This is a genomic window from Streptomyces sp. SID5643 (genome assembly GCF_009872555.1).
In the GTDB taxonomy this organism is placed as follows: Bacteria; Actinomycetota; Actinomycetes; order Streptomycetales; family Streptomycetaceae; genus Streptomyces; species Streptomyces iakyrus.
The window spans coordinates 13,729-35,885 of the sequence record NZ_WWIC01000305.1 but is presented as its reverse complement, the minus strand read 5'-3'; the positions used below and the strand labels follow the sequence as shown (position 1 = coordinate 35,885).

The 22,157-nt window shown below is 71.9% G+C and carries 19 protein-coding genes; 10 read left to right on the top strand and 9 right to left on the bottom strand.

The genetic code is table 11. From position 1 onward, the window contains the following. The first annotated feature begins 29 nt into the window (after positions 1–29). Together GTY56_RS33240 and GTY56_RS33235 are read left to right on the top strand one after the other, a co-directional pair. Positions 30–650 carry a TetR/AcrR family transcriptional regulator gene (locus GTY56_RS33240; protein ID WP_161368989.1) on the top strand — a complete coding sequence of 207 codons (621 nt, stop codon included), beginning with the start codon at positions 30–32 and terminating at the stop codon, positions 648–650. Beyond that, complete coding sequence (locus tag GTY56_RS33235) at positions 647–1,213, top strand: GNAT family N-acetyltransferase (RefSeq protein ID WP_161368988.1); 567 nt, start codon at positions 647–649, stop codon at positions 1,211–1,213. The genes GTY56_RS33240 and GTY56_RS33235 overlap by 4 nt, the downstream gene beginning before the upstream one ends. Here the strand turns inward: GTY56_RS33235 and GTY56_RS33230 are convergent. After that, complete coding sequence (locus GTY56_RS33230; RefSeq protein ID WP_161368987.1) at positions 1,195–1,713, bottom strand: DUF2165 domain-containing protein; 519 nt, start codon at positions 1,711–1,713, stop codon at positions 1,195–1,197. The two genes, GTY56_RS33235 and GTY56_RS33230, sit on opposite strands and share 19 nt — an antisense overlap. Before the next feature lie 81 nt (positions 1,714–1,794). Between GTY56_RS33230 and GTY56_RS33225 the strand changes: the two genes are divergently transcribed. After that, positions 1,795–4,296, top strand: coding sequence for a tetratricopeptide repeat protein (locus tag GTY56_RS33225; RefSeq protein WP_161368986.1), 2,502 nt, complete (start codon positions 1,795–1,797; stop codon positions 4,294–4,296). Positions 4,297–4,531: 235 nt separating this feature from the next. Beyond that, positions 4,532–5,131, top strand: a complete 600-nt coding sequence (locus tag GTY56_RS33220; RefSeq protein ID WP_237525143.1) for a hypothetical protein — start codon at positions 4,532–4,534, stop codon at positions 5,129–5,131. Positions 5,132–5,148: 17 nt separating this feature from the next. On the opposite strand, the gene GTY56_RS33215 is transcribed toward GTY56_RS33220, so the two are convergent. Further along, positions 5,149–5,988, bottom strand: a complete 840-nt coding sequence (locus GTY56_RS33215) for a hypothetical protein (RefSeq protein ID WP_161368985.1) — start codon at positions 5,986–5,988, stop codon at positions 5,149–5,151. Between the two features lie 85 nt (positions 5,989–6,073). Here GTY56_RS33215 and GTY56_RS33210 point away from each other — a divergent pair, with 85 nt between their 5' ends. Continuing rightward, the gene (locus GTY56_RS33210; protein ID WP_161368984.1) at positions 6,074–6,859 is read left to right on the top strand and encodes an SDR family oxidoreductase; all 786 of its coding nucleotides are present in this window, start codon (positions 6,074–6,076) and stop codon (positions 6,857–6,859) included. 126 nt (positions 6,860–6,985) lie between these two features. Then, the gene (locus GTY56_RS33205) at positions 6,986–8,560 is read left to right on the top strand and encodes a sodium:solute symporter family protein (RefSeq protein ID WP_161368983.1); all 1,575 of its coding nucleotides are present in this window, start codon (positions 6,986–6,988) and stop codon (positions 8,558–8,560) included. A 51-nt stretch (positions 8,561–8,611) separates the two neighbouring features. On the opposite strand, the gene GTY56_RS33200 is transcribed toward GTY56_RS33205, so the two are convergent. The 4 genes from GTY56_RS33200 to GTY56_RS33185 all read right to left on the bottom strand — a co-directional run bounded on the left by GTY56_RS33200 (position 8,612) and on the right by GTY56_RS33185 (position 15,834). Beyond that, the gene (locus GTY56_RS33200) at positions 8,612–9,865 is read right to left on the bottom strand and encodes a phytase (RefSeq protein WP_161369000.1); all 1,254 of its coding nucleotides are present in this window, start codon (positions 9,863–9,865) and stop codon (positions 8,612–8,614) included. A gap of 217 nt (positions 9,866–10,082) precedes the next feature. Then, positions 10,083–11,201, bottom strand: a complete 1,119-nt coding sequence (locus GTY56_RS33195; protein WP_161368982.1) for an ADP-ribosylglycohydrolase family protein — start codon at positions 11,199–11,201, stop codon at positions 10,083–10,085. Between the two features lie 100 nt (positions 11,202–11,301). Beyond that, entirely contained in the window at positions 11,302–13,185 is a 1,884-nt protein-coding gene (locus tag GTY56_RS33190) for a DUF8823 domain-containing protein (protein ID WP_161368981.1), read from the bottom strand. Between the two features lie 132 nt (positions 13,186–13,317). Then, positions 13,318–15,834, bottom strand: a complete 2,517-nt coding sequence (locus GTY56_RS33185) for a D-alanyl-D-alanine carboxypeptidase (RefSeq protein WP_202511066.1) — start codon at positions 15,832–15,834, stop codon at positions 13,318–13,320. Positions 15,835–16,045: 211 nt separating this feature from the next. Here GTY56_RS33185 and GTY56_RS33180 point away from each other — a divergent pair, with 211 nt between their 5' ends. The 3 genes from GTY56_RS33180 to GTY56_RS33170 all read left to right on the top strand — a co-directional run bounded on the left by GTY56_RS33180 (position 16,046) and on the right by GTY56_RS33170 (position 18,303). Next, positions 16,046–16,801, top strand: a complete 756-nt coding sequence (locus GTY56_RS33180; RefSeq protein ID WP_161368980.1) for a GOLPH3/VPS74 family protein — start codon at positions 16,046–16,048, stop codon at positions 16,799–16,801. Positions 16,802–17,056: 255 nt separating this feature from the next. Continuing rightward, the gene (gene relB, locus GTY56_RS33175; RefSeq protein ID WP_033312892.1) at positions 17,057–17,914 is read left to right on the top strand and encodes a type II toxin-antitoxin system RelB family anti-toxin; all 858 of its coding nucleotides are present in this window, start codon (positions 17,057–17,059) and stop codon (positions 17,912–17,914) included. A gap of 197 nt (positions 17,915–18,111) precedes the next feature. Continuing rightward, positions 18,112–18,303: a DUF397 domain-containing protein gene (locus GTY56_RS33170; RefSeq protein ID WP_033312893.1), complete on the top strand. Its 192-nt coding sequence runs from the start codon at positions 18,112–18,114 to the stop codon at positions 18,301–18,303. 112 nt (positions 18,304–18,415) lie between these two features. On the opposite strand, the gene GTY56_RS33165 is transcribed toward GTY56_RS33170, so the two are convergent. The 3 genes from GTY56_RS33165 to GTY56_RS33155 form a co-directional block, all read right to left on the bottom strand. Beyond that, positions 18,416–19,285, bottom strand: a complete 870-nt coding sequence (locus GTY56_RS33165; RefSeq protein ID WP_161368979.1) for a MerR family transcriptional regulator — start codon at positions 19,283–19,285, stop codon at positions 18,416–18,418. Between the two features lie 85 nt (positions 19,286–19,370). Further along, positions 19,371–19,874 (bottom strand): glutathione peroxidase, encoded by a 504-nt coding sequence (locus tag GTY56_RS33160; RefSeq protein WP_161368978.1) that lies wholly within the window; start codon positions 19,872–19,874, stop codon positions 19,371–19,373. Beyond that, positions 19,871–20,899, bottom strand: a complete 1,029-nt coding sequence (locus GTY56_RS33155) for an ArsR/SmtB family transcription factor (RefSeq protein ID WP_161368977.1) — start codon at positions 20,897–20,899, stop codon at positions 19,871–19,873. Before GTY56_RS33155 ends, GTY56_RS33160 begins: the two co-directional genes overlap by 4 nt. Before the next feature lie 76 nt (positions 20,900–20,975). Here GTY56_RS33155 and GTY56_RS33150 point away from each other — a divergent pair, with 76 nt between their 5' ends. Next, positions 20,976–22,154, top strand: a complete 1,179-nt coding sequence (locus tag GTY56_RS33150; protein WP_161368976.1) for an MFS transporter — start codon at positions 20,976–20,978, stop codon at positions 22,152–22,154. Positions 22,155–22,157: the final 3 nt, after the last annotated feature.

The window sequence follows — 22,157 nt, the reverse complement described above, 5'->3', positions numbered from 1 at the left end:
AGCGGGAACGACGAGCGGAGAGCCGGCCGATGCCCAAGCGCGTGGACCACGCAGAACGGCGCACCGAGATCGCCGAGGCCCTCGTCCGGGTCGCCGGCCGACGCGGGCTGCATGCCGTCGGGATGCGCGAGGTGGCAGCGGAGGCGGGCGTGTCGCTGCGGCTGGTGCAGTACTACTTCCAGACCAAGGAGAAATTGCTGCTCTTCGGGCTCGAGCTGCTGGCGGAGAGATTCGGGGAACGGGTCTCCGCCCGGGTACGGGCCGCCGGGGACGGCCCAGGTCCGCGTGCAATGGTCGAGGCGCTGCTGATGGCGGCGCTGCCGACGGACGACGAGAGCCGCACCTTCCACCACCTCTACACGTCCTACGCAGTTCTGGCCGTGAACGACCCGGCGCTCGCAGCCCAGCCCTTCATCAAGAACCCCGACGCCGCAGAGGACGCCCTGACCGAACTCCTCCGGCAGGCGCAGGAAGCGGCACTGCTCGAACCCGGTGTGGACGCACGGCTGGAGGCAGCCGGCTTGCTTGCCATGTCCGCGGGACTCGGCACCGGCGTCCTCGTCGGTCAGCGCAGCCCGGAGTCCGCGACCACAGTCCTGAGCCACCACCTGAACCGAATCTTCCGCACCGGTGAGGCGGTCTCGGCATGAATGACCGGAGCCCGGAAGCCGTGGAGCTGAAGACCGCCCGGCTGTTGCTGAGACGCCCCACCACAGCCGATGTCGACGCGATCTTCGCCGTCCACCGTGATCCGCAGACCTGCATCCACAACCCGTCCGATGCGCTCGCCCGGCCCGAGGAAGCGGAGGCGCTCTACCGGCGGTGGGACGACCAGTGGCAGCGGCACGGGTACGGGTACTGGGTTGTACGGCGCCAGGGCTCCGCGCAGCAGCTCGGATTCTGCGGAATCAAACCCATGGAACTGCACGGGGCCCCGGTCCTGAACCTCTTCTACCGGTTCGCCACTTCAGCCTGGGGCCAAGGTTTCGCCGGTGAAGCCGCAGGCGCGGTCGCCACCTGGGCATCCCGTCACCTGCCCGACCTCCCGCTGATCGCCCGCGTCCGACCTGCCAACGTCGCTTCCCAGCGCGTGGCGACACGTGCCGGGCTCAGCCGCGCACAGCATCTCGACACCGAGGGATATGACGGCTTCGACTGGATCTACCTGGCTCAGCACGCGAACGGGGCCGGCGCTCACGAGGCGGGCGGTTGAGTCCGCGGGGCCGGCAGCTGGTTGACGATCAGCACGACACCGCTGAACAGGAAGACGCGGGTCGCGGCGTCCAGCCCGTTCCAGTCCTCCGACTGCCACATCGAGAACCACTCGCCGCCGATGCCGATGAACCCGGCCCCGAACAGCAGCATCACCATCAGCAGCCCGTACGTGGACATGCGCCGGGCGCGCAGGTCATCGCGTCCGGCCCACAGCCAGCTCCCGTATATGAGGACCAGTGCGGCGACGGTCTCCCAGACGATGATCGCGACGTAGGCGGCGTCCTGGAGCCCCCGGCTCGTGATGGCCCGCCACATCAGGTCCTCGTCCTTGAACGTGGTGTCCATGGCCAGCACGTGCCGGACGAACTGCTGGTTGGTCCCGAAGTCGGTGATGTTCCCGAAGGCGACGAGCGCCATGTAGAGGGCGATGGTCGCGGTGAGCAGGGTGGCGGCTAGCGACAGTGTGCCGCGCGGCGTGGAGGGTGTGGAGGTGGCCATGCCGATCATTCTCCCCAGCGGCCGGGGCGGACGCGACAGAATGAGACCGAAGCCGACCGTGCGAGACGAGGGGACTTCCCGATGGCCCAGGCGCGACCGTCGATGCAGGAGCTGATCCGGCAGCGCACCCGGGCCGGATTCGTCGGCCGGGGCGCCGAACGGGCCCTGTTCCGGGCGAACTTCGACACCGGCCCGCACGACGAACGCCACCGCTTCCGCATCCACGTGCAGGGCAACGCCGGCGTCGGGAAGACCTTCCTGCTGCGGGAGTTCGAGCAGATCGCCCGCGAGCAGGGCGCGTTGACGGCGTACGTCGACGACAGTGCGGGCAGCGTGCCGGAAATGATGGCGGAGATCAGTCGCCAGTTCGCCGCCCAGGGGCGGCGGTTGAAGGAACTGGACCGGCTGCTCGCCGCCCACCGCGAACGCCGGCAGGAAGCGGAGCTGGCTGCGCTGACGGCGCTGGACACGGAGTCGGAGGCCACCGGACCGTCGGCCGGCGGGCGCGTGGCTGCACGGGCCGGGATGGTGGCCGCAGGGATGGTGCCGGTGGTCGGCCCGCTGGCGGGGATGCTGGACGAGGACCAACTCGCGCGCGCGGCGGACCGACTGCGCGCCGGACTGGCCGCTCGCTTCCGCAGCCACGAGGACCTGCAACTGGTCCTCGCCCCCGAACAGGTGCTCACACCGGTGCTCCTGCACGAGCTGATGGAAGCCCCGGCCCCCTGGATCACCCTCCTCCTGGACACGTACGAGCGTACGGGCGCGTACCTGGACGCCTGGCTGCACGAGACGATGACGACCGACCGCCACGGCGCCGTGCCCGCCACGACGGTGGTGGTCACGGCGGGCCAGACACCCCTGGAGCGGTCCCGCTGGGGCGGCTTGGCGGACTTCGTGACCGTCATGCCCCTGGCGCCGTTCACGGAGCCGGAGGCACGCGGCTTGCTGGCCGCCAGGGGCGTGACCGCCGAACCGGTCGTGTCCGAGGTCCTGCGCCTGAGCGGTGGCCTCCCCGTCCTCGTCTCCACCCTCGCCGAGTCCCGCCCCACCGACCCCGGCGACGTGGGCGACCCGAGCGCGACGGCGGTGGAGCGTTTCCTGAAGTGGGAGCGCGACCCGGTGCGCCGAGCCGCCGCGCTCTCCTGTGCCCTCCCGAGGTGGCTGGACGGGGACGTGTTCCGGGTGGCGGCCGACTGCCCGGACGAGGAGGCGGACACGGTCTGCGACTGGCTGCGGTCGCTGCCGTTCGTAGCCGACCGGGACGGCGAACGGTGGCGCTACCACGACGTCGTACGGGCGCCGATGCTGCGGGCGGAGCGGCGCCGCTCCCCGCGCGGCTGGGCGGCGCGGCACCGGGGGCTGGCGCAGGTGTTCGGGAGCTGGCGGGAGGAGGCCGAACAGGCCGTTGCCGATCCCTGGACGGACGGGACCTGGCGGGACCTGCGCCTGGCCGAGACGTACCACCTGCTCTGCACGGGCGACAGGGAGGCGGTCCCGGCCGCGCTGCGGGACTGCGTACGGGCATGCGCCGTCGACGAGGTGACGGCCCGGCACTGGGCACAGGCCCTGACGGACGCCGGCCGCGACGCGGAGGCCGAGGACGCGGCCGGCTGGGGCGGCGACCTCACAGCGGCCCTCGCCGGCGGCGGCGTCACGGCGGCCCTGGCCCTGCTCCTGCGGCGGGCGGGCTTCGACTCCGGGACCCGTGCCCTGGCCCATGCGGCCCGCGGCAGCGCCCTGCGGCACGGCGGCGCGCACGAGGAGGCGCTCGCCGAGTACGACAGGGCGCTGGCGCTGGACCCCGGTCTCGCCCCCGCGTACCGCAGCCGCGCCATGACCAAGGCCGAACTGGGCGACTACGAGGGTGCGTTGGCGGACCTCGACGAGGCGTTGTCACTGCACCCCGAGGATGCGCGCGGCCGCGCGATCCGCGGCGACTACCTGCGCATCGAGGACCGCTACGACGAGGCTCTGCGGGACCTCGACGAAGCGATCCGGCTCGACCCAGGGACGCACACCGCCTGGGCGTCACGCGGAGCGATCCGTTTCAACAGAGGCGATCCCGAGGCGGCGCTGGCCGACCTGACCCAGGCCCTGGAACTCGAACCGGACTATCCGTGGGCGCTCACCCGCAGGGCCCGGGTGTGGCGGGTGCTGGGCCACCCCGATCGCCAGCTGGCCGACCTCGACCACGCGGTTTCGCTGAACCCGCACTGGCCCTGGAGCCGCTGCGAACGGGGCGACGCCCTCCGGATCGCGGGCCGCGACGAGGAGGCGGTGGCCGACCTGGACATCGCGATCGCTCTGGACCCCGCCTACGTGTCGGCGTACGCGAGCCGGGGGGAGTCCCTGGCCCGGCTGGGCCGCCACGCGGAAGCACTGGCCGACCTGAACCGGGCCGTGGACATGCGTCCCGGGTACGTCTGGGCACTGTGCCGCCGGGCCGTGCTGCACGCCGTCACGGGGCGGTGGGAAGAGGCCCGGGCGGATGTGGAGCGTGTACGCGAACTCAGTTCCGAGGCGCTGCACCGGCTTCCGGACACCGACCGCGCGGTACTGGCTCCGCTGCTCACCGGGTGAACGGCAGGCGCATGACCTCGGGCGCGTCCCGGGCGGGGACTTCCGGCTGGTGCTGCGGCTGCACGCCGACCGCACGCGGCGTGGCGTGTCGAGGTCACCGGCGCCCGGGGTGACCGGATCCCGCGGCTCCCGGAGCCGCCCGCGGACGACGCGTAGAGGGACCACGGAAAGGCTGCGCGTGCAACCCGCCCTGCACACGCGGGACTTGCCCGGGCGGGCGGTCTAGGGTGATCCGATGGACGTGGGGGCGGTCTTGATTGCCGTGGCCGGTGTGGCCGGGACGCTGGGGGGTGCCCTGCTCACCCAGCGCGGGGCCGAGAAGGCCAAGCGGCGCGAGCTGGAGATGGCGCAGGCCCTCCAGGAAGCGCGCGAGAGCCGTGAGCTGCGGCGCCGGTGCTACTCGGAGCTGCACCGCGACGCACGGCAGTTCAGCACGGCCCTCCGCCGGCACCTCTACGTCATGCGCGACCGTACGCCCGGCGACGAGGACGTCCAGGCGCTGGAATCCGCGAAGGGCGCGTACCGCGACCGCTGGTCCGAGGCGCTGATGATCGCGCCGGATGTCGTGATCGCCCCCGCGCAGGAGGTGAACCGGGCCCTGAACAAGGTCTACGGGCACGTCAAGCGCCTGGAGCAGGGAAACCCGCGGCCCGGTGAGGACCTGCACGCGGCGGCTGTGGCGCAGCACGGCATCTGGTCCCTCGTGGCGGACATGAGGGACGCGATGCGGCGTGACCTGGGGGTGACCGGGGAGGCCGGGGTGCGGTTGCGGTCCTCCTCCGAGGTCGCCGACGCCCTGCTCCACGACTTCGAGGAGCCGGACCGCGCCCCGTGACGGAGGACAGGGAGCGCTCAGCGCAGCCGGTCCACGTACGTGTCCGTCCCCGGCACCGTCGGGATGAACGGGGCCACCAACTCCACCCTGCCCAGCCCCGATTCCGCCACAGCCGCGTCGAGGCCGGTGAAGTGCGGCTCCCAGCACTCCCTCGGGTCGGTCCGGAGGAACCACAGGAGCGTCAGGCGGGTGTCGACGCCCTCGACCTGTTTCACGTACGTCATGCGGTCGCCGGGGAGGGGTGTGGGCCTGAAGACCGTCACCAGGGCGGCCGGGGAGCCCGCCAGGCGTTTGGGGAGGTGGCGGGTGCGCAGCCACTGGAGGAGCGGGGTGCGCTGTTCGCGGGTGTCCGCCTCGACGACTTGGAGGACCAGGCCCGCGTAGGGGTGGTCGAGGGCGTGGACGTCCCGGGGGCCGGCCGCCCCGTCGCGGTACACCGTCGCCTCGTGGTTCTGGAACGCCGTGAGGACGTGCGTGCGGTCGTGGTAGACGCGGGCGTCCCGGTTGAGGCGCTTGTTGACGGCGACCGTCCAGCGCATGTGGTCGTCGTAGCGGCCGGCGGTGATCCAGTACGTGGAGAGGTAGCAGCCGGCGGTGACGGGCTGGGCGATCGCCGACTTCTCCGGGTAGCGCAGCAGTTGCAGATCGCGGGTCGCCACCCAGCGGCGGCCCGCCTGCATCCAGGGCATGGCCATGGCGCCGGCGTAGTAGTGGTCGTCCTCGTACCAGCGGTTGTACGCGTACTCGTGGCCGGGATGCGGCTCGACCATGGTGATGAGGGCGTGCCCGGGGTGGGTGCCGTAGGGGCCGACGGCGGCCAGTTCGGCGTACAGCTCGCTGCGGGTGTCCTCGCTCATGCCCTTCCCCTTCGTCGATGGCTGACCCATACTCTGACGCTCCGTCAGATAGAGCGCCAGGGTTCCGGTCCGGGGAGGTCCTGCCATGTCACTGCTCGCGGGGAAGACGGTCGTCGTGTCGGGGGTCGGGGCCGGGCTCGGGCGGCAGGTCGCGGCGGCCGTCGTGCGGGACGGTGGGCGTGCCGTCCTCGGGGCCCGTACGGAGGCGAGCCTGGCGAAGACGGCCGCCGAGGTCGATCCCGGCGGTGCGTGTACGGCGTACCGGACCACGGACATCCGCGACGAGGCGCAGTGCGAGGCGCTGGCGGAGCTGGCGGGGGAGCGGTTCGGCGGGATCGACGCGGTCGTGCACGTGGCCGCGCTGGACGGCTACTTCGGCGGTCTGGAGGACGCCGACTTCGCGTCCTGGCGGTCGGTGCTGGACGTGAACCTGCTGGGCACGCTGCGGATGACCCGGGCCTGTCTGCCGTCGCTGAAGCAGGGCGGCGGTTCCGTGGTGTTCATCGGGACGCAGTCGGCGGTGGCGGCCCCGTCGCAGGTGCGGCAGGCGGCGTACGCGGCGTCGAAAGGAGCGCTGACGAGTGCGATGTACTCGCTCGCGCGGGAGCTGGGGCCCCACCGGATCCGGGTCAACACCGTGCTGCCCGGCTGGATGTGGGGGCCGCCGGTGCAGGCGTACGTGCAGTTCGCGGCGCAGTCGGAGGGGGTGCCGGAGGCGGCTGTCCTGGAGCGGCTGACCGAGCGGATGGCGCTGCCGGAGCTGGCCACGGACGCGGACGTGGCCGACGCGGTGGCGTTCCTGGCGTCGGACAGGGCGCGGGCGATCACTGGACAGTCGTTGCTGGTCAACGCGGGGGAGCTGATGCGTTGAGTTCATGTGTATGAATAGCAACCATCACACAGAACTTCTTTACCTCCCTTTGACCTGACGATCACTTGTCGTGTTCACGCAGCAGCGCCCACGATGAGCGCCGGGCTGATCCCTGGGAGGGCGCACATGAACGGTCTCGACTGGGCCGTGCTCATCGGCTACTTCGCCGTGATGGTCGCGATCGGCGTCTGGTCGCACAAACGCGTCGACAACGTCAGCGACTTCTTCACCGCCGGCGGCAAGATGCCGTGGTGGCTCTCCGGCATCTCGCACCACATGTCGGGCTACAGCGCGGTGATGTTCACCGGGTACGCCGGCATCGCCTACACCTACGGCGTCACGTCCTTCGTCACCTGGTCCTTTCCCATCGCCCTCGGCATCGCCATCGGCTCGAAACTGTTCGCCCCGCGCATCAACCGGTTACGTTCCCGGCTCCATGTGGCCTCCCCGCTGGAGTACCTGAAGAACCGCTACGACCTCAAGACGCAGCAGGCGCTGGCCTGGTCCGGGATGCTGCTGAAGATCGTCGACGTGGGCGCGAAGTGGGCGGCGATCGCCACCCTGCTGTCCGTCTTCACGGGCATCTCCCTCAACCAGGGCATCCTCATCACCGGTACCATCACCGCCGTCTACTGCACCATCGGCGGCCTCTGGGCGGACGCGCTCACCGAACTCGGCCAGTTCGTCATCCAGTTGCTGGCCGGCATCGCGATGTTCGTGGCGGTCTTCGTACGCCTCGACGACCACGGCGGCTTCTTCGGCGTCTGGGACTCGCCCGAACTCCAGGGCCACGAGAAACCCCTGGTCGGCGAGTACGGCACGGTGTTCTTGCTGGCGTTCCTCTTCATCAAGCTCTTCGAGTACAACGGCGGCATGCTCAACCAGGCCCAGCGCTACATGGCCACGCCGAACGCCAAGGAGGCCGAGCGGTCGGCCCGCCTCTCGGCGATCCTCTGGCTGGTCTGGCCGCTGGTGCTGTTCTTCCCCATGTGGATGTCGCCGCTGCTGGTCGAGTCGCAGAAGCCGGACGGCTCGGACTCCTACGCCCTGATGACCGAACAGCTCCTGCCGCACGGCCTGCTGGGCCTGGTCATCGTCGGCTTCTTCTCCCACACCATGGCCATGTGCTCCTCGGACGCCAACGCCATCGCCGCCGTCTTCACCCGGGACTGCGCGCCGGTGATCTGGGCGAGGGCCCGGGCCTGGAACCAGAGCCAGGGCCTGCGGGTCGCCCGCATCGCCACGGTCGTCTTCCTCGGCCTGTCCATGGCGGCGGCGACGCAGGTCAACTCCCCCGCCTTCAAGGACATCATCACCGTCGTCATCAAGTGGGTGGCCGGTCTGATGGGCCCGATGGCGATCCCGATGATGCTGGGCCTGCTGCGCGCGTTCCGCCGCTCCGGCCCGACGGCGGCCCTCGTCAGCTGGTCGATGGGCCTGCTCGCCTTCTGGCTGGTGAACTACCCGATCAACTGGAACGTCGAGGGCGGCGTGCCGCTCCAGTACCAGGTGTCGATCCCGCTGGCGGTCTCGCTGGTCCTGTACATCCTCGTCGGCTACATCCGGCCCGAGGACACACCGGAGCGGCTGGCGATCATCGAGAAGATCAACACGGACGGGGACGGTGCCGCGGCGGCCGCCGTGCCGGCGCCTGCCGGTGGTGTGGAGGACACCGGTGTGCGCACGTCGGTGAAGGACTAGAGGCGACGACCGTACGCCCTCCGCCCGAAAGGGCGGAGGGCGTACGGTCGTTCAGTCGTCCTCGTCCAGCGCGCCGGTGACCTTGCGCAGGTCGACGAACTTGAAGTCGGTGTTGTCGCGGATCTCGCCGTCCGCGTCCGTCTCGCCCGGGGTGTTGTGCCCGTCCTGCACCACGAGCAGGCCGTTCGGGTAGCGGGTGCCGAGGGGGGCGTTGAGCACGGCGGCGCCGTCGCACTCCTCGGAGCCGTCGACGGTGCCGGCGGTGATGCGGAAGCCGCTCTCGTACTCGTTGTCGTCGGAGACCTCGCGGTCGTACGCGGCGAAGGTGTCGTCGCCCTGGCTGGAGGCGAGCAGGTAGCCGTCGCCGTCACCCTCGTCGAGGAGGGTCAGGCCCTCGACGTCGGCGGACAGGTGCGTGCCGCCGTAACCGGGGTCGGCGCCCGCGACGCACTCCTCGGTCGCCTCGTCGTACGTGGCGGGGACGCCGTACTCCCGGACCTTGTCGATCAGTTTCGGCCTGCCGCCGAGGTCGGCGGGCAGCCGCCAGATGCCGACATCCTCCTGGCCGGCGTAGAGCACCTTGTTCACCGGGTCCACGACCATGCCCTCGACCTGCGGGAGGTCGCCGGGGTCCGTGCAGGGCGCCCAGGACGTGCCGTTCGGGAGGGTGAAGGAGGCGGGCAGGTCGTACGTGCGCACCTGCCGGTAGGTCACCGCTCCCTCGGCGGTCGTCCTCAGCTCCAGCAGCGCGAGCCGGGTGCGGCTGCGCCGGCTGACCACGGCGTAGGAGCGGCCGGTGGCCTTGTCCTTCCAGGTGGCCAGGCCGTAGGGGGTGGCCTGGTCGTCGACCTCGTCCTGGGTCCTGGAGAAGACCAGCGGGGCGTTCGGGTCGGTGACGTCGGTCAGCGGCCGGGCCGCGCCCGGGGTGATGCGGTAGATCCGCAGGTGGTCGCGGCCCCGGTCGGTGACGACGGCGACATCGGCGCGGCCGGTCGGCAGCGGGAACCCGGAGATCAGGTCCACGTTGTTGAAGCGGCCCGGCTTGGCGTCGGGGGTGGGCGCGGGCGGTGCCGGGATCGACTGCACCTCGTTGCCGGACAGGTCGTACACGCGCAGGCCGCCCTCCTTGGCGGTGGCGATGACCAGGCTGGCGTCGGGGTCGGCCGCGTTGCGCCAGATCGCCGGGTCGTCGGCGTCGGCGTTGCCGCCGGCGTCGTCGCCGTACAGGGCCGGGGTCTCGGTCGTGGCGGTCACCCCGGGAAGCCCGGGGTCGGCGGCCCGGGCCGGGGTGGGCAGAACCGCCATGGCCGTCAGGGCCGCGGCGATAGCGGCCGTCTGGGTCCCGCGCAGGTTGCGCACAGTGCCTCCACGAAGGGGGGTGAACGGACGAGCCCGGTGCAGCAGTCGCGGGACGGTGGCCCCGCGTCGGGTCGTGCAGATCCTGTGGACCGAAGGTGACGGGACGACCACTCTACAGTGACGTGCCCATGCCATGAGAGTGAGCAATGGGAAGGGGTGCGCCCTACACGCCGCGCGGATAGCGGGCCAGCCAGCCCGGGGAGGAGCCGGCCGGGCCGTGCAGGGCCGGGCCCTGGGTCATCTCCATGGCGAAGTCGTCGGCGAGTTCCAGGATGGTCGGGCGGCCCTCCAGCTCGGCCAGCCAGGCCGGCGGCAGAGCCGTCTCCCCGTGCAGCGCGCCCAGCAGACCGCCGGTCAGCGCGCCGGTGGCGGCGGAGGGGCCGTCGTGGTTCACGGCGAGACACAACCCGTGCCGGACGTCGGCCGCGACCAGCGCGCAGTACACGGCCGCGGCCACCAGCCCCTCCGCCGTGCCCGCCCCGCTCAGCTCGGCCACCCGTTCCGGGCCGGGCATGCCCTGCCGCACGGCACCCAGCGCATGCTGCAACGCGTCCGACACCGGCTGGTGCCCCGGCCGCGCGGCCAGCAGCCCGAAGGTCCGCTGCACGGCCGCGTCGAGGCTCTCGCCCAGCGCCAGCGCATGGACGATCACGGCGTACGCGCCCGCCGCCAGGGCCGCCGTGGGATGACCGTGGGTCTGCGCCGCGCACTCGACGGCGAGCTGGGCGACCAGCTGCGGCTCCCAGCCCACCAGCAGCCCGAAGGGGGCCGACCGGGCGGCGGCCTCCGGCCCGGCCTCACCGGGGTTCTTGGGCGCCTCCGGCGTCCCCATGGTTCCGTCGCCGAGCCCGAGCAGCAGCGCTCGGCTGGGCTCCCGCCGCGCGTACAGCCATTCCTCCCGCGCCAGCCACCCGTCCTCCTTGCGGCGTTCGTCGGGCCCCCAGTCACGCTGGGTGGCGGCCCAGCGCAGATACGCCCGGTGCAGATCGGTCGGCGGGTGCCAGGCACCGGTGTCCCGTCTGACCTGGGCCCGTATCAGTCCGTCGACGGAGAACAGGGTGAGCTGGGTGAGGTGCGTGACGGCGCCGCGTCTGCCGAAGGCGGGGGCCAGGTCCACCAGGCCCTCCGCCCCGTGCGCCTCCCGTATCGCCTCGATGTCCAGCCGGTCGACCGGCGTCCCCAGGGCGTCCCCCACGGCCACGCCGAGCAGGGTCCCGCGCACCCGGCTGCGGAAGTCCTGCTGCTCTGTACGGCCCCAGACGGCGCCGGCAGTCGCACCCACCTAGACCTCCCCGGGGCACCGTCCATACGTACGACAGCTCAGCACTGTAATCGAACGGGAAAGGTGGTTCAGAGGGGTCATGCGGACCGGGCCCACCGGCTCAGCGCAGCTCCTCCGGGCACGGCGTCCCCCGGGGGAGCTGGTACGGCGCCGCCAGGCGGTACGTGCCGGCCTTCGGGGCCAGCAGTTCCGTCCACTTGTCGCCCTGCGCGTCCTCCTCCGTCTCCGCGAGGCAGCCGTTGACGTTCACGTACGTCTTCGGCTCGCCCTCGGGACGGTTCATGGACTCCTCCGTCTCCTGCGGCGGCTTCAGGCTCTTGCCCTCCGCGTCGACGATGCTCAGCCACGGCGAGTACGGGATGCGGACCAGGATCCGGCCCGCCTTCTTCACCTGGAGGACCATCTCGCCCTGCTCGGCCCGGTCGACCACCGCGTTCGGCTCGGCCAGCGGGGTCGGGTCGCTCACCTTGAACAGCTGCCAGGTGGCGTCGCCCCAGATCTGCGTCAGGTACGGCAGCCCGCGCCGCACGAGCGCCCGCTCCCGCTGGCCCCCGTCGCCGTCCGGCTCGCCCTTCGGCAGCACGACGTAGTGCACCGCCCAGCGCTTCAGCCACTCGTGGTAGTTCGCCGAGTTGAGGGTGTCGTCGTAGAAGAGGGGGTTGCGCTCCATGTCGGCCTGGCGGTTCCAGCCGCGGGCCAGATTGACGTACGGGGCGAGCGCGGAGGCCTCGCGGTGGGAGCGGGCCGGGACGACCTCGACCCGGCCCTTCTCGGCGCCGACCTCCTGAAGCTCGTTGACGAGCGGCGCGAGCTCACGCGACCAGGACGCCGCCGGGGCCGTGTGCACGATGTCGTCGACCGTCTTGAAGCCGATCCACACGCCGAAACCGCACAGCGCCACGACGGCCGTGTACCACTTGCGGCTGCGCGGCACGGTGAACGGCAGCGCGGCGACCAGCGCGACCCCGGCGAACAGCATCGCCAGCCGCGTGATGTTCGACCCGATCTGGGAGCTGATCAGCCACACCAGCACGACCCCCAGGCCGTATACCGCGGCCGTGAGCCGGACCGTCTTCCACTCCCGCGGGACCAGCACGTAGGCGAGGACCGAGAACGCGAGCGGCAGCAGCACCGAACCGATCATCATCGGCTGCGTGCCCGAGAAGGGGAACAGCCAGGCCGACACCGCCACCACCGCGGTCGGCGCCAGCCCCAGCGCCCACGCGCCCGGCCGCCGCTTCTGAAGGAACAGCGCCACCGCCACCAGGCCCACGAACAGGCCCGCGACCGGCGACGACATGGTGGCCAGCGCGGCCAGCGGCGCCGCGCTCAGGGCCTTCGCCCAGCGTTTGTAGCGCCACCGGTACGGCCAGCAGAAGACCACGGCGACCGCGCCGAGCGCGAACATCATGCCGAGACCGAACGTCACGCGCCCGGACACCGCGTTGCAGAACAGTCCGAACACACCGGCCAGCGACGCCCACAGCGGGTTGAGGACGGAACGGCTGCGCAGGAGGAGCAGCGTCAGCAGACCGGCCGAGACCGTGCCCGCGATCATCATCGTCGTCCGCACGCCGAGCAGCGACATCAGATACGGCGACACCATGCTGTACGACACGGGGTGCATCCCGCCGTACCAGGCGAGGTTGTACGCCGAGTCCGGGTGCCGGCCGACGAACTCGGCCCACGCGTCCTGCGCGGCCAGATCGCCACCGCTGTTCGCGAAGGTGAAGAACCAGAGGATGTGCAGCGCCGCGGCGAGGCCGGTGACGGACAGGACGGGGTGCCGCAGCATGCGCTCACGCAGCGCCAGTACGGGAGCGGGCCACTCGAACCGCGAGCCGCCGTCCTCGGGCGAGCCGCCGTCCTCAGGAGCGCTGTTCCCGTGCGTGCTGTCTTCCGGTGCTTCGGGCAGCCGTATTCGCGGGCCTGATACCGAGCCCGGTTCGGTGTCGTCTGCGCGTGTCGGCTCCGCAGTGGCCACTCGAAGGCACTCCCCGTGTCCCGTCTTCTGTTCTCGGCCTGTCCCGATTCGGGACGCTAGCACGCACCCCGCCGGGCGGCGCCCGGACGGGCCGTTACCGGCGGAGTGCGGTGGTGCGGGTCGCGCCCCGGGTCAGCCGAGGCGCGTGAGCTTGGCCCCGAAGCCCGGCTCCACCAGGTCCTTCTGGAGGGCCACCGGGACCTTCACGGCGCTGGTGGTGCCGTCACCCACGGTGAGCGTGCCCACCTTGGTGCCGGCCTTCGCCGTGTGCGGCAGGTCGTCCGCGGCGAACGTCAGCTTGACGGACAGGCCCGCCCAGCCGACGGCCGTGACGTCCTTGGTGACGGCGACCGGCGTACGGCCGCCGAGACCGTCGTCCGCGTACCCGACGACGTCGCCCTTCTTCAGGATCGTCGCCGACTCCAGCGCGCCCTGCGCCGCCCGGATCAGCTTGTCGCCCTCGTGGAGCGCGGCGCCCAGGATCGTGTTGTCCGGGCCGCCCGCGGGCTGGCGCACCACCGCGCCGATGATCCGGCGGGTCTCGCCGTTCACGTCCTTCTTGGCCGCGAAGACGAGGTTGCCGAGCGCCGACGTGGTGGTGCCGGTCTTGATGCCGGTGACGTCGTTGTAACCGACCAGGCGGTTCCAGTTGTCGTGCTTCTTCCCCTTGTAGTCGACGTACGACATCATCGCCGCGACCTCGCGGAACACCGGCTGCTGCATGGCGGCCTTGGCGAGCTTCACCTGGTCCACGGCCGTGGAGACGGTCGTGTTGTTCAGGCCCGAGGGGTCGGTGTAGGTCGTGTTCTTCATGCCGAGGTCCTCGGCGGCGTCGTTCATCTTCTGCACGAACGCCTTCTCGGACCCCGCGTCCCAGCGGGCGAGCAGCCGCGCCACGTTGTTCGCGGACGCGATCAGGATGCTCTCCAGCGCCTCACGCTGGGTGATCTTGTCGTCCTTGGTGACGTCGACGGTGGACTCCTGGCCGGCGTCGGACTGGTCCTGGGCGGCCTGGTCGATCGTGATCTTCGGGCCGTCCGCGCCGCTCTTGAGCGGGTGGTCGCGCAGGATGACGTAGGCGGTCATGACCTTGGCGACGCTCGCGATCGGCACGGGCTTCTGCTCGCCGGAGGACCCGAACGTGCCGATGCCCTGGACGTCCAGCGCGGCCTGGCCGTCGGTGGGCCAGGGGATGTCGACCTTGCCGCCCTCGAAGGTGTAGCTGTCCTCGGCGGTGAGCTCCAGGGTGGGCGAGGGCAGCGGGCGCACGCTCTGCACGACCGCGAAGACGACCACCAGCAGCAGCACCAGCGGCGTCCAGATCTTCACCCGCCGGGCCGCCGTCCGCAGCGGGGTCTCCGGGGGCGGCGGGGTGTTCGTCAGCTCGGCCAGCAGATCCAGCGGCGGCTTGGGCGGCAGCGGCTGCTGCGTGGTGCGCTCGGGGCCGACGGCGGGGACGGGTGCGGTGGCTTCGGCAGGGGCGGCCGGTGCGGCCGGTGCGGCCGGCTTCCTGGCCGACGGGTCGTCCAGCGGCTTGAGCGCGACGAACTTGCTGGTCCGCTCGGCGTCCTTCTCCGGAGCGTCCGTCTTCGGACCGTCCTTCTTCGGAGCGTCCGTCTTCGGCAGGTCCGACTTCGGGAGGTCCTTGGCCGCGCCTCCGAGCTTCAGCATGGTCGTGGGCTGATCGACCGGAGGCCGTACGGCCTTGAAGACTGCGGTGGGCTGGTCGACGGGGGGTTCGGCGGGGGAGTCGTCGGTGCCGTCGGTGTCGTCGTCCGTCCTGCCGGTGACGTCGTCCTCGGCGTCCGTGGCGTCGGTGGCGAGTGCTGCCTTCGGGGCCTTGACGTCGTTGTCGGCACCGGGCTCCGAGGGCTCGGCGTCCTCGTCGTCGGCCCGCTCGTCCGGCTCGGCCTCCGGCTCGGCCGCGTCCTCGTCGTCGGCGCCGGAGGAACGGTCCGCCTCGGGCTCGTCGGCGGCACTCCGGCCCGCCCCGGAGCCCCCGGACGCCGCCTCGGGGGCTTCCTGGGCGTCCTCGGCGTCCGTGCCGGCCTCCGCGGGCTCGTCGGCGCGGTCGTCCTCGGTGGCGTCGGCGTCGGCGTCGGCGTCCGCGACGGTCTTGGCGGCTCCGGGAGCCTTCCCGGCCGCCGGGGCGTCCGCGTCGGCCTTCCCGGCCTTGTCCGCGCTCTCGGCGGCAGCAGGCTCGTCCCCGTCCGCCGAGGCGACCCACGCGGCGACGGCGTCCCGCAGCCGCCCGTCACTGCCTTCGGACTCCTCGGACTCCTCGGACTCCTCGGACTCCTCGGAGCCCTTGGGTCCCTTCGCGCCCTCGGGGGAGCCGGAAGCGCCCTGCCCGGCGTCCGCGGCCGCGTCCTCGGCGTCCGCGTCGCCGTCGGCCCGCTCGGCCTCGCCCTCGGTCTTCTTCGGCTCCTCCGCCGTCCGCATGGACAGCACGCGGGTCGCCGTGTCGGAACCGCCTCGCGCGGCGGACCTCTCCGGCTCCCGGGCCACCGCGAGCCGCGGGTCGGCGACTTCGCTCCTGGCCTCCGGAACCGGACTCGCGCTCCCCGACGTCTCTCGTGCCGACGACTCGCGCTGCTTCGACCTGTCGGGGGACTCGCCCGCCACCGATGCCTCCTCCTCGCGCCGCATGCCCAGCGTGCGCGTACCGAACCGTGAACCGCCGCCCGCGACACCGCTCCGGCGCTGTCCGAACCATGTACCAGTGTCCTGTGTGCGGGCCAAACCCATCCGGTAGACGAGAACGACATACCTACTGGTTCCACTACGAACCGGTCACGCACCCTCGACAGACCAATGTGAGAGGGGTCACCCTGTCTTTCATCCACGCGGGGAGGCATGGATGGGCAGGAGCCGCAGAACACTTCCGGAGGAGCTTCTGCTGCTGGCGTTGGACCCGGCCACGGGTACCACTGCACAGCCGCAGTCGCTCGACCTCGGTCTGGCCGGAGCACAGCTAGTAGAGCTGGCGCTGGCCGGACGGATAGCCCCAGACGGGGATCGTATCGCCGTGGTGGCACCACGGCCGACTGGAGATCCAACGTTGGACTGCGCGTTGGAGTTGCTGCGAAGGCGTGGCGCTCCCGTGCGGGCAGTGAACTGGATTGGCGGGCCGCGACTGGGGCTGCGCCAGACCTACCTCTCGCATCTGGAGCGGTGCGGCATGGTGCATGCCGTGGCCGGCCAGATGTGCGGAGTGCTGCCGACGACTCGCTACCAGGCGACGGACACCGAGATCAGCCGGGAGATCAGGGCCCGGCTGGACTCCGCGATCCGCACCGGCGTACCGCCGGACCCGCGGACCGCGGCCCTCGCGGCCCTCGCTCACGCGGTCGGCCTCGGCAAGCACCTGTACCCGGGCAACGAGGGACGCTCCTCTCGCTCCCGGCTCAGGGACCTGATCAGGCACGACCCCATGGGCGGTCTCGTCGCGCACGCGGTGATGGACGTCCAGAACGGCGTCGCGGCCCAGCCGCGCCGCAGCCCGGCACCGTCCGGCCGTCAGACCGCCGGCCCGGCCAGGCCCGCATCGGAACCCGCCCGCGGCGTCCCGATGCAGCCGCGCCACGGAAGCATGGCCCGCGCCGTGGCCCACTGAGCCGCGCCGCACCGGCGCCAGCACGACCTACGACCGGCACACGCACCACGGGACCCACGACCCGGTCACGGGAGCCGCTGTCCGAGCGGGGCGGAGAGAGCGCACACTCTCTCCGCCCCGCTCGGCGTGCCGTGTCCGAACTGGCGTGTACCCGTCGCATATCCACCGTTTCCCAGCGGTAGTAAGCACCTTGGTGGCAGTCTGCTCAACAGCAGATACGCAAAGTAGAGGCACGCAGCCGGAGGTGCACGTCCCGTGGCGTCCAATGTCAATCCCACCGTCAGGCGGCGCCGGCTGGGCCAGGAGCTCCGCAGGCTCCGTGAGCTCAAGGGCATGACGGCCGAAGAGGTGGCCGAGCGGCTGCTGGTGTCGCAGTCGAAGATCAGCCGCCTGGAGAACGGGCGGCGCAGCATCAGCCAGCGTGACGTGCGCGACCTGTGCGGGGTCTACGAGGTCGAGGACCAGCGGATCGTCGACTCGCTGATGCAGATGGCCAAGGACTCCCGGCAGCAGGGCTGGTGGCACGCCTTCGGGGACATCCCCTACAGCGTCTACATCGGCCTGGAGACGGACGCCGAGTCGCTCCGGGTCTACGAACCCCAGATCATCACCGGCCTGTTGCAGACCCGTGCGTACGCCGAGGCCATCATCCGGGGCGGTTCGCCCGAGGCATCGGAGGCGGACAACGACAAGCGCGTCGAGGTCCGGCTGCGCCGGCAGGGCCGGATCACCGCCGAGACGGAACCGCTGCGGCTGTGGGTGGTCCTGGACGAGGCGTCCCTGCACCGGATCGTCGGCAGCCGGCCGGTGATGCGCGAGCAGCTGGAGCACCTCATCGAGATGTCGCAGCTGCCCCACATCACCGTGCAGGTCCTGCCGTTCGAGGTCGGGGCGCACGCGGGCATCAACGGCCAGTACTCGATCCTGGAGTTCGCCGACGCGGCCGACTCCAGCGTCGTCTACATCGAGGGCGTCACCAGCGACCTGTACCTGGAGAAGCCGCTCGACGTGCAGAAGTACACGGTGATGTACGAGCACCTGCGGGCCCAGTCGCTGAACGTGGACCAGTCGCGGCAGCTCATCGAGCGCGTGGCGAAGGAGTACGCGCGCTGAGCAGCCGCCGGAGGATGACGTTCCGTCGGGCAAAGCGCGGGATGCTACACCCCTGACACGCCTGACTGGAAGTCTCACCTGGAATATGCCATCCAGTCGAGTGAATGACTGCTCCGAACGAGGATGTTGGCGAGTAGCGTCGATCACGCCAACCACCAGCACGGGTTGGCGTAAACGCAACTGGCAACGGAGCGAACATGGCAATTCGTCTGGGCGCCACGGAAACGTGGACGACGTCCTCCTACACCAACAACAACGGCGCGTGCGTGATGGTCAGGTCGACCGTCGACGAGGCCCTGGAGCTCGGGGACACCAAGATCCCCGAGGGCCCCAAGCTGGCGTTTCCCGCCGCCGCGTGGAACGCCTTCGTGGACTCGGTCAAGGCCTGACCCGGCGAGACCGCACACGAGCACCACCGACAGAGCCCTCTCGACCAGCATCGCCGTCCTAGCCGAGAGGGCTCCCTGGTGCCCGCGAACCCGAGCAGGCCCGAGGGGGGGATCAGCTCACCGGGAACGCCACGTCACACGCCGGGTCCTGAGGTCCCGTCGCCGTCCAGTCCGCGAAGTAGAGCTCCCGGCCGGGGCCGGTCGCCGTCAGCCCCCGCGCCGCCACCCACTCCTCCACCGCCTCGAACGCGGCCAGGATCTGCGGGTACGCCACCTGCGCCTTGGTGATCCTGGTGTATGCCAGCCGCCGGGCCGGCTCCACCCGTACCGTCGTCTCCCATGCCCGGCCCCGCCGTTCGGCCCAGGCCCGGGCCGCCGCCTCGTCGGCCACCGGCATGCACGCCTCAGCGGGGCCGTCACTCTCCGTCGACACCTCCGCGTGATAGGCGACGTACGGCACCCCGGCCACGCCCCCGCAATCCCGGGCGGCCTCCTCCAGCCGGCCCAGCGCGGCCCCGATCCATGCCGGCAGCTCGTCCGCGAGAATGTGCCGCTTCTCGCAGATCACCACCTGCGCGGGTGTCTCCACCGTCTCGACCGTGAACTTCCCGTACATCTCGGAGCTCCTCCCCGACAGCCGTCCACGGAGGTACTCGGCGAGCGTCCGCTGCCCCGCCACCCGCGCCTCGACGTCCGCCCAGTACGCACCGAGCAGATCGGCGGCCGCGGGCCCGTCGCCCGCCTCGACCACCTCGGCGATCCGGGCGAGCGGCATGTCCAGCTGCCGCAGCATCGCCACGAGCCGGGCCTGTTCGACCTGGCCGACGCGGTAGTAGCGGTAGCCGGTGGCCTCGTCGACCTGCGCCGGGGCGAGCAGCCCCAGCCGGTCGTACAGCCTCAGAGCCTTCGCCGAGAGGCGGGCGCGTGCGGCGAACGCCCCGATGGTGAGCAGTTCCAGGTTCCGTTCCGGTCCGTCCACCACGGCATCCTCCGTCGTCGGGCGGCTCTTCCGCCCGACGACGAGAACGCTCGGGCCTGCCCCTGGGGCAAGGTCAAGCAGCGGGACGTCAGGCCAGCTCGGCCTCGATCGCCGCGACGACCTCCGCGGAGTCCGGCTCGGTCTGCGGGGAGAAGCGGGCCACGACCCGGCCGTCGCGGCCGATGAGGAACTTCTCGAAGTTCCAGCGGATGTCACCGCTGTGCCCCTCGGCGTCCGCGAAACCGGTCAGGCGGTCGTACAGCGGGTGCCGGCCCTCGCCGTTCACGTCGATCTTCTCGGTCATCGGGAACGTCACGCCGTACGTCGCCGAGCAGAACTCGGCGATCTCGTCGGCGCTGCCGGGCTCCTGCCCGAGGAACTGGTTGCAGGGCACGCCGAGGACGGAGAAGCCGCGCGCGGCGTACTGCTCGTGGAGCTTCTCCAGGCCCGTGTACTGCGGGGTCAGGCCGCACTTGGAGGCGACGTTCACCACGAGCACCGCCTTGCCCGCGTACTGGGACAGGTCGGCCGGGCCGCCTTGCAGCGCACCGATCTCGACGTCGAGGGGAGAGGAACCGTTGGTAGTCGTCATGCCTCAGACCCTAGCTCCGACGGATGGCGGGCCGGTGCCGGGCCGGTGCCGGGCCGGTTCCGGGCCTCGGTGGCCTCCACCAGGACGTGCCCCGCCGCCGTCCGCGAGTACAGCACCGACCTGCCCGCCCTCCGCCGCTCCACCAGACCGGCGTCCAGCAGCACCCGCAGATGCCGCCCGACCGAGCCGAGCCCTTGCCCGGTCACGGCGACCAGCTGGCTGGTGCTCAGCGGCGAGCCGAGCCGGACCAGCACACCGGCGCGGGCCGTGCCGAGCAGTGCGCCGAGGCTCGCGGGCACGGACCTGCCGCCCGGGTCGGCGAGTGCCCCGGCGCACGGGTAGACCAGCGCGTACCGGTCCGTGCCCTCCCAGGCCACCCAGCCGATGCGCTGCGTGGTGATCGGCACGAACACCAGCTCGGCGCCGGACAGCTCCCGCGGCGGGTATTCGTGCGCGTTCACCTGGAGCCGGTTCTCCCCGAGCCACTGCGTCCCCGGCCGCAGCGTGTCCAGCGCGCTCGCCCAGCCGCCCCGGCTGACCTGCGCGGTCCGTGCGACCACATCGGCTTCGAGGACGTGCCGGCGCTGGGGCCAGTACGGGCGCACCGCCGTGGTCCAGACGTACGTCAGCAGGTCCGCGGCGCGCTCCGGGAGGTCGTCTCGGTGCAGCACCGCCGGGACCGGGCCGCGCAGGGAGACCGTGAGGTCGGCCCGGGCCGCCGCCGGGTCGGCCGCCCGCACCCGCGCGACCCCGCGCTCGAAGGGCTCGCCGTCACGCGGGGCGGGGGAGAGGAAGTCCGCCGTCCACTCCCGCCCGATCCCCGCGCGGATCAGCTGCGCCGTCACCGGGTCCCGGGCCAGCCGCCGACGGTAGGCCGGCAGGTGGGCGTCGAGCCACCGCCGCTCGCCGGGATGCGCCGCGTCGGCCGCGTGCAGCAGCCGCAGACTCGCGAACGCCTCGGCGAACGGCGAGATCACGAACCGGCTCCCGGCCAGGGTGTCGGCGCTGATCTGCCACCAGCCCATGAGCCGCCCCCTTCGCGAGGTTTCGCGTCCGCGCGAAACAATAACCACGCGGTCAGAGGCGTCGAAGACTCCGCGTATGCGCAGCTACCGCGAACTGTTCCGCACGCCCGAGTTCACCCCGTTCTTCCTGGCCGCGTCGGCGCAGACGGTCGCCCAGACCATGGGCGGACTGGCCCTGGGCACCCTGGTCTACCGGGCGACCGGCTCACCGCTGCTGTCGGCGGTCAGCATGTTCGGCTCGTCGCTGGTGCAGGTGCTGGGCGCGACCTTCCTGCTCTCCGCCGCCGACCGGCTGCCCCCGCGCGCGGCCCTGACGGTCCTGCCGCTGCTCTTCGCCGCGGCCACCGCCGCCCTGGCCCTGCCCGGCCTGCCGGTCACGTGGCTCTTCGCGATCGTCCTCGCCAAGGGGCTGGTGGAGTCGGTGGGCGGGGGAGTGCGCTGGGGCCTGCTCAACGAGATCCTCTCCAAGGACGGCTATCTGCTCGGCCGCTCGGTGTTCAACATGATGAGCGGCGTCATGCAGATCGCCGGCTACGCGGCCGGCGGTGCCCTCGTGGCCCTGCTGTCCCCGCGGCTGTCCCTGCTGGCCGCCGCCGGGCTGTACGGCACGGGGGCCGTCGTCGTCCGCCTCGGCCTGACCCGCCGCCCGCCCCGTACGACGGGCCGCCCCTCGGTGGCGGCGACCTGGCGCGCCAACGCACTCCTCTGGTCCTCCCCGCCCCGCCGCCGGATCTATCTGGCCCTGTGGATCCCCAACGGCTTGGTGGTCGGCTGCGAATCCCTCTACGTCTCCTACGCCCCCGACTCCGCCGGCACGCTCTTCGCCTGCGCCGCGCTGGGCATGCTCGCCGGGGACGTGCTGGTGGGCCGCGTGCTCCCGCCGGGTCCGCGTTCCCGTCTGGGTTTTCCGCTCCTGCTGCTCCTGGCGGTCCCGTACGCGGTGTTCCTGCTGCGACCGCCGCTTCCGCTCGCGGCGGCCGTGGTCACGCTGGCCTCCGTGGGGTTCGGCGCGGGCCTCGTGCAGCAGGAGCGACTGGTGGCGTCGGTCCCCGAGGGGCTCACCGGGCATGCCCTGGGGCTGCACTCGGCGGGAATGCTCACCATGCAGGGGGTGGCGGCGGCGCTCGCGGGGTCGGTGGCCCAACTGACCTCCCCGGTCGCGGCGATGGCGGCGATGGCCGTGGCGTCGGCGGGGGTGACGCTGCTGCTGATGGGCGCGGCGAAGCGGGAGGAGCTCAGGGCGGTGAGCCGCTGAGGG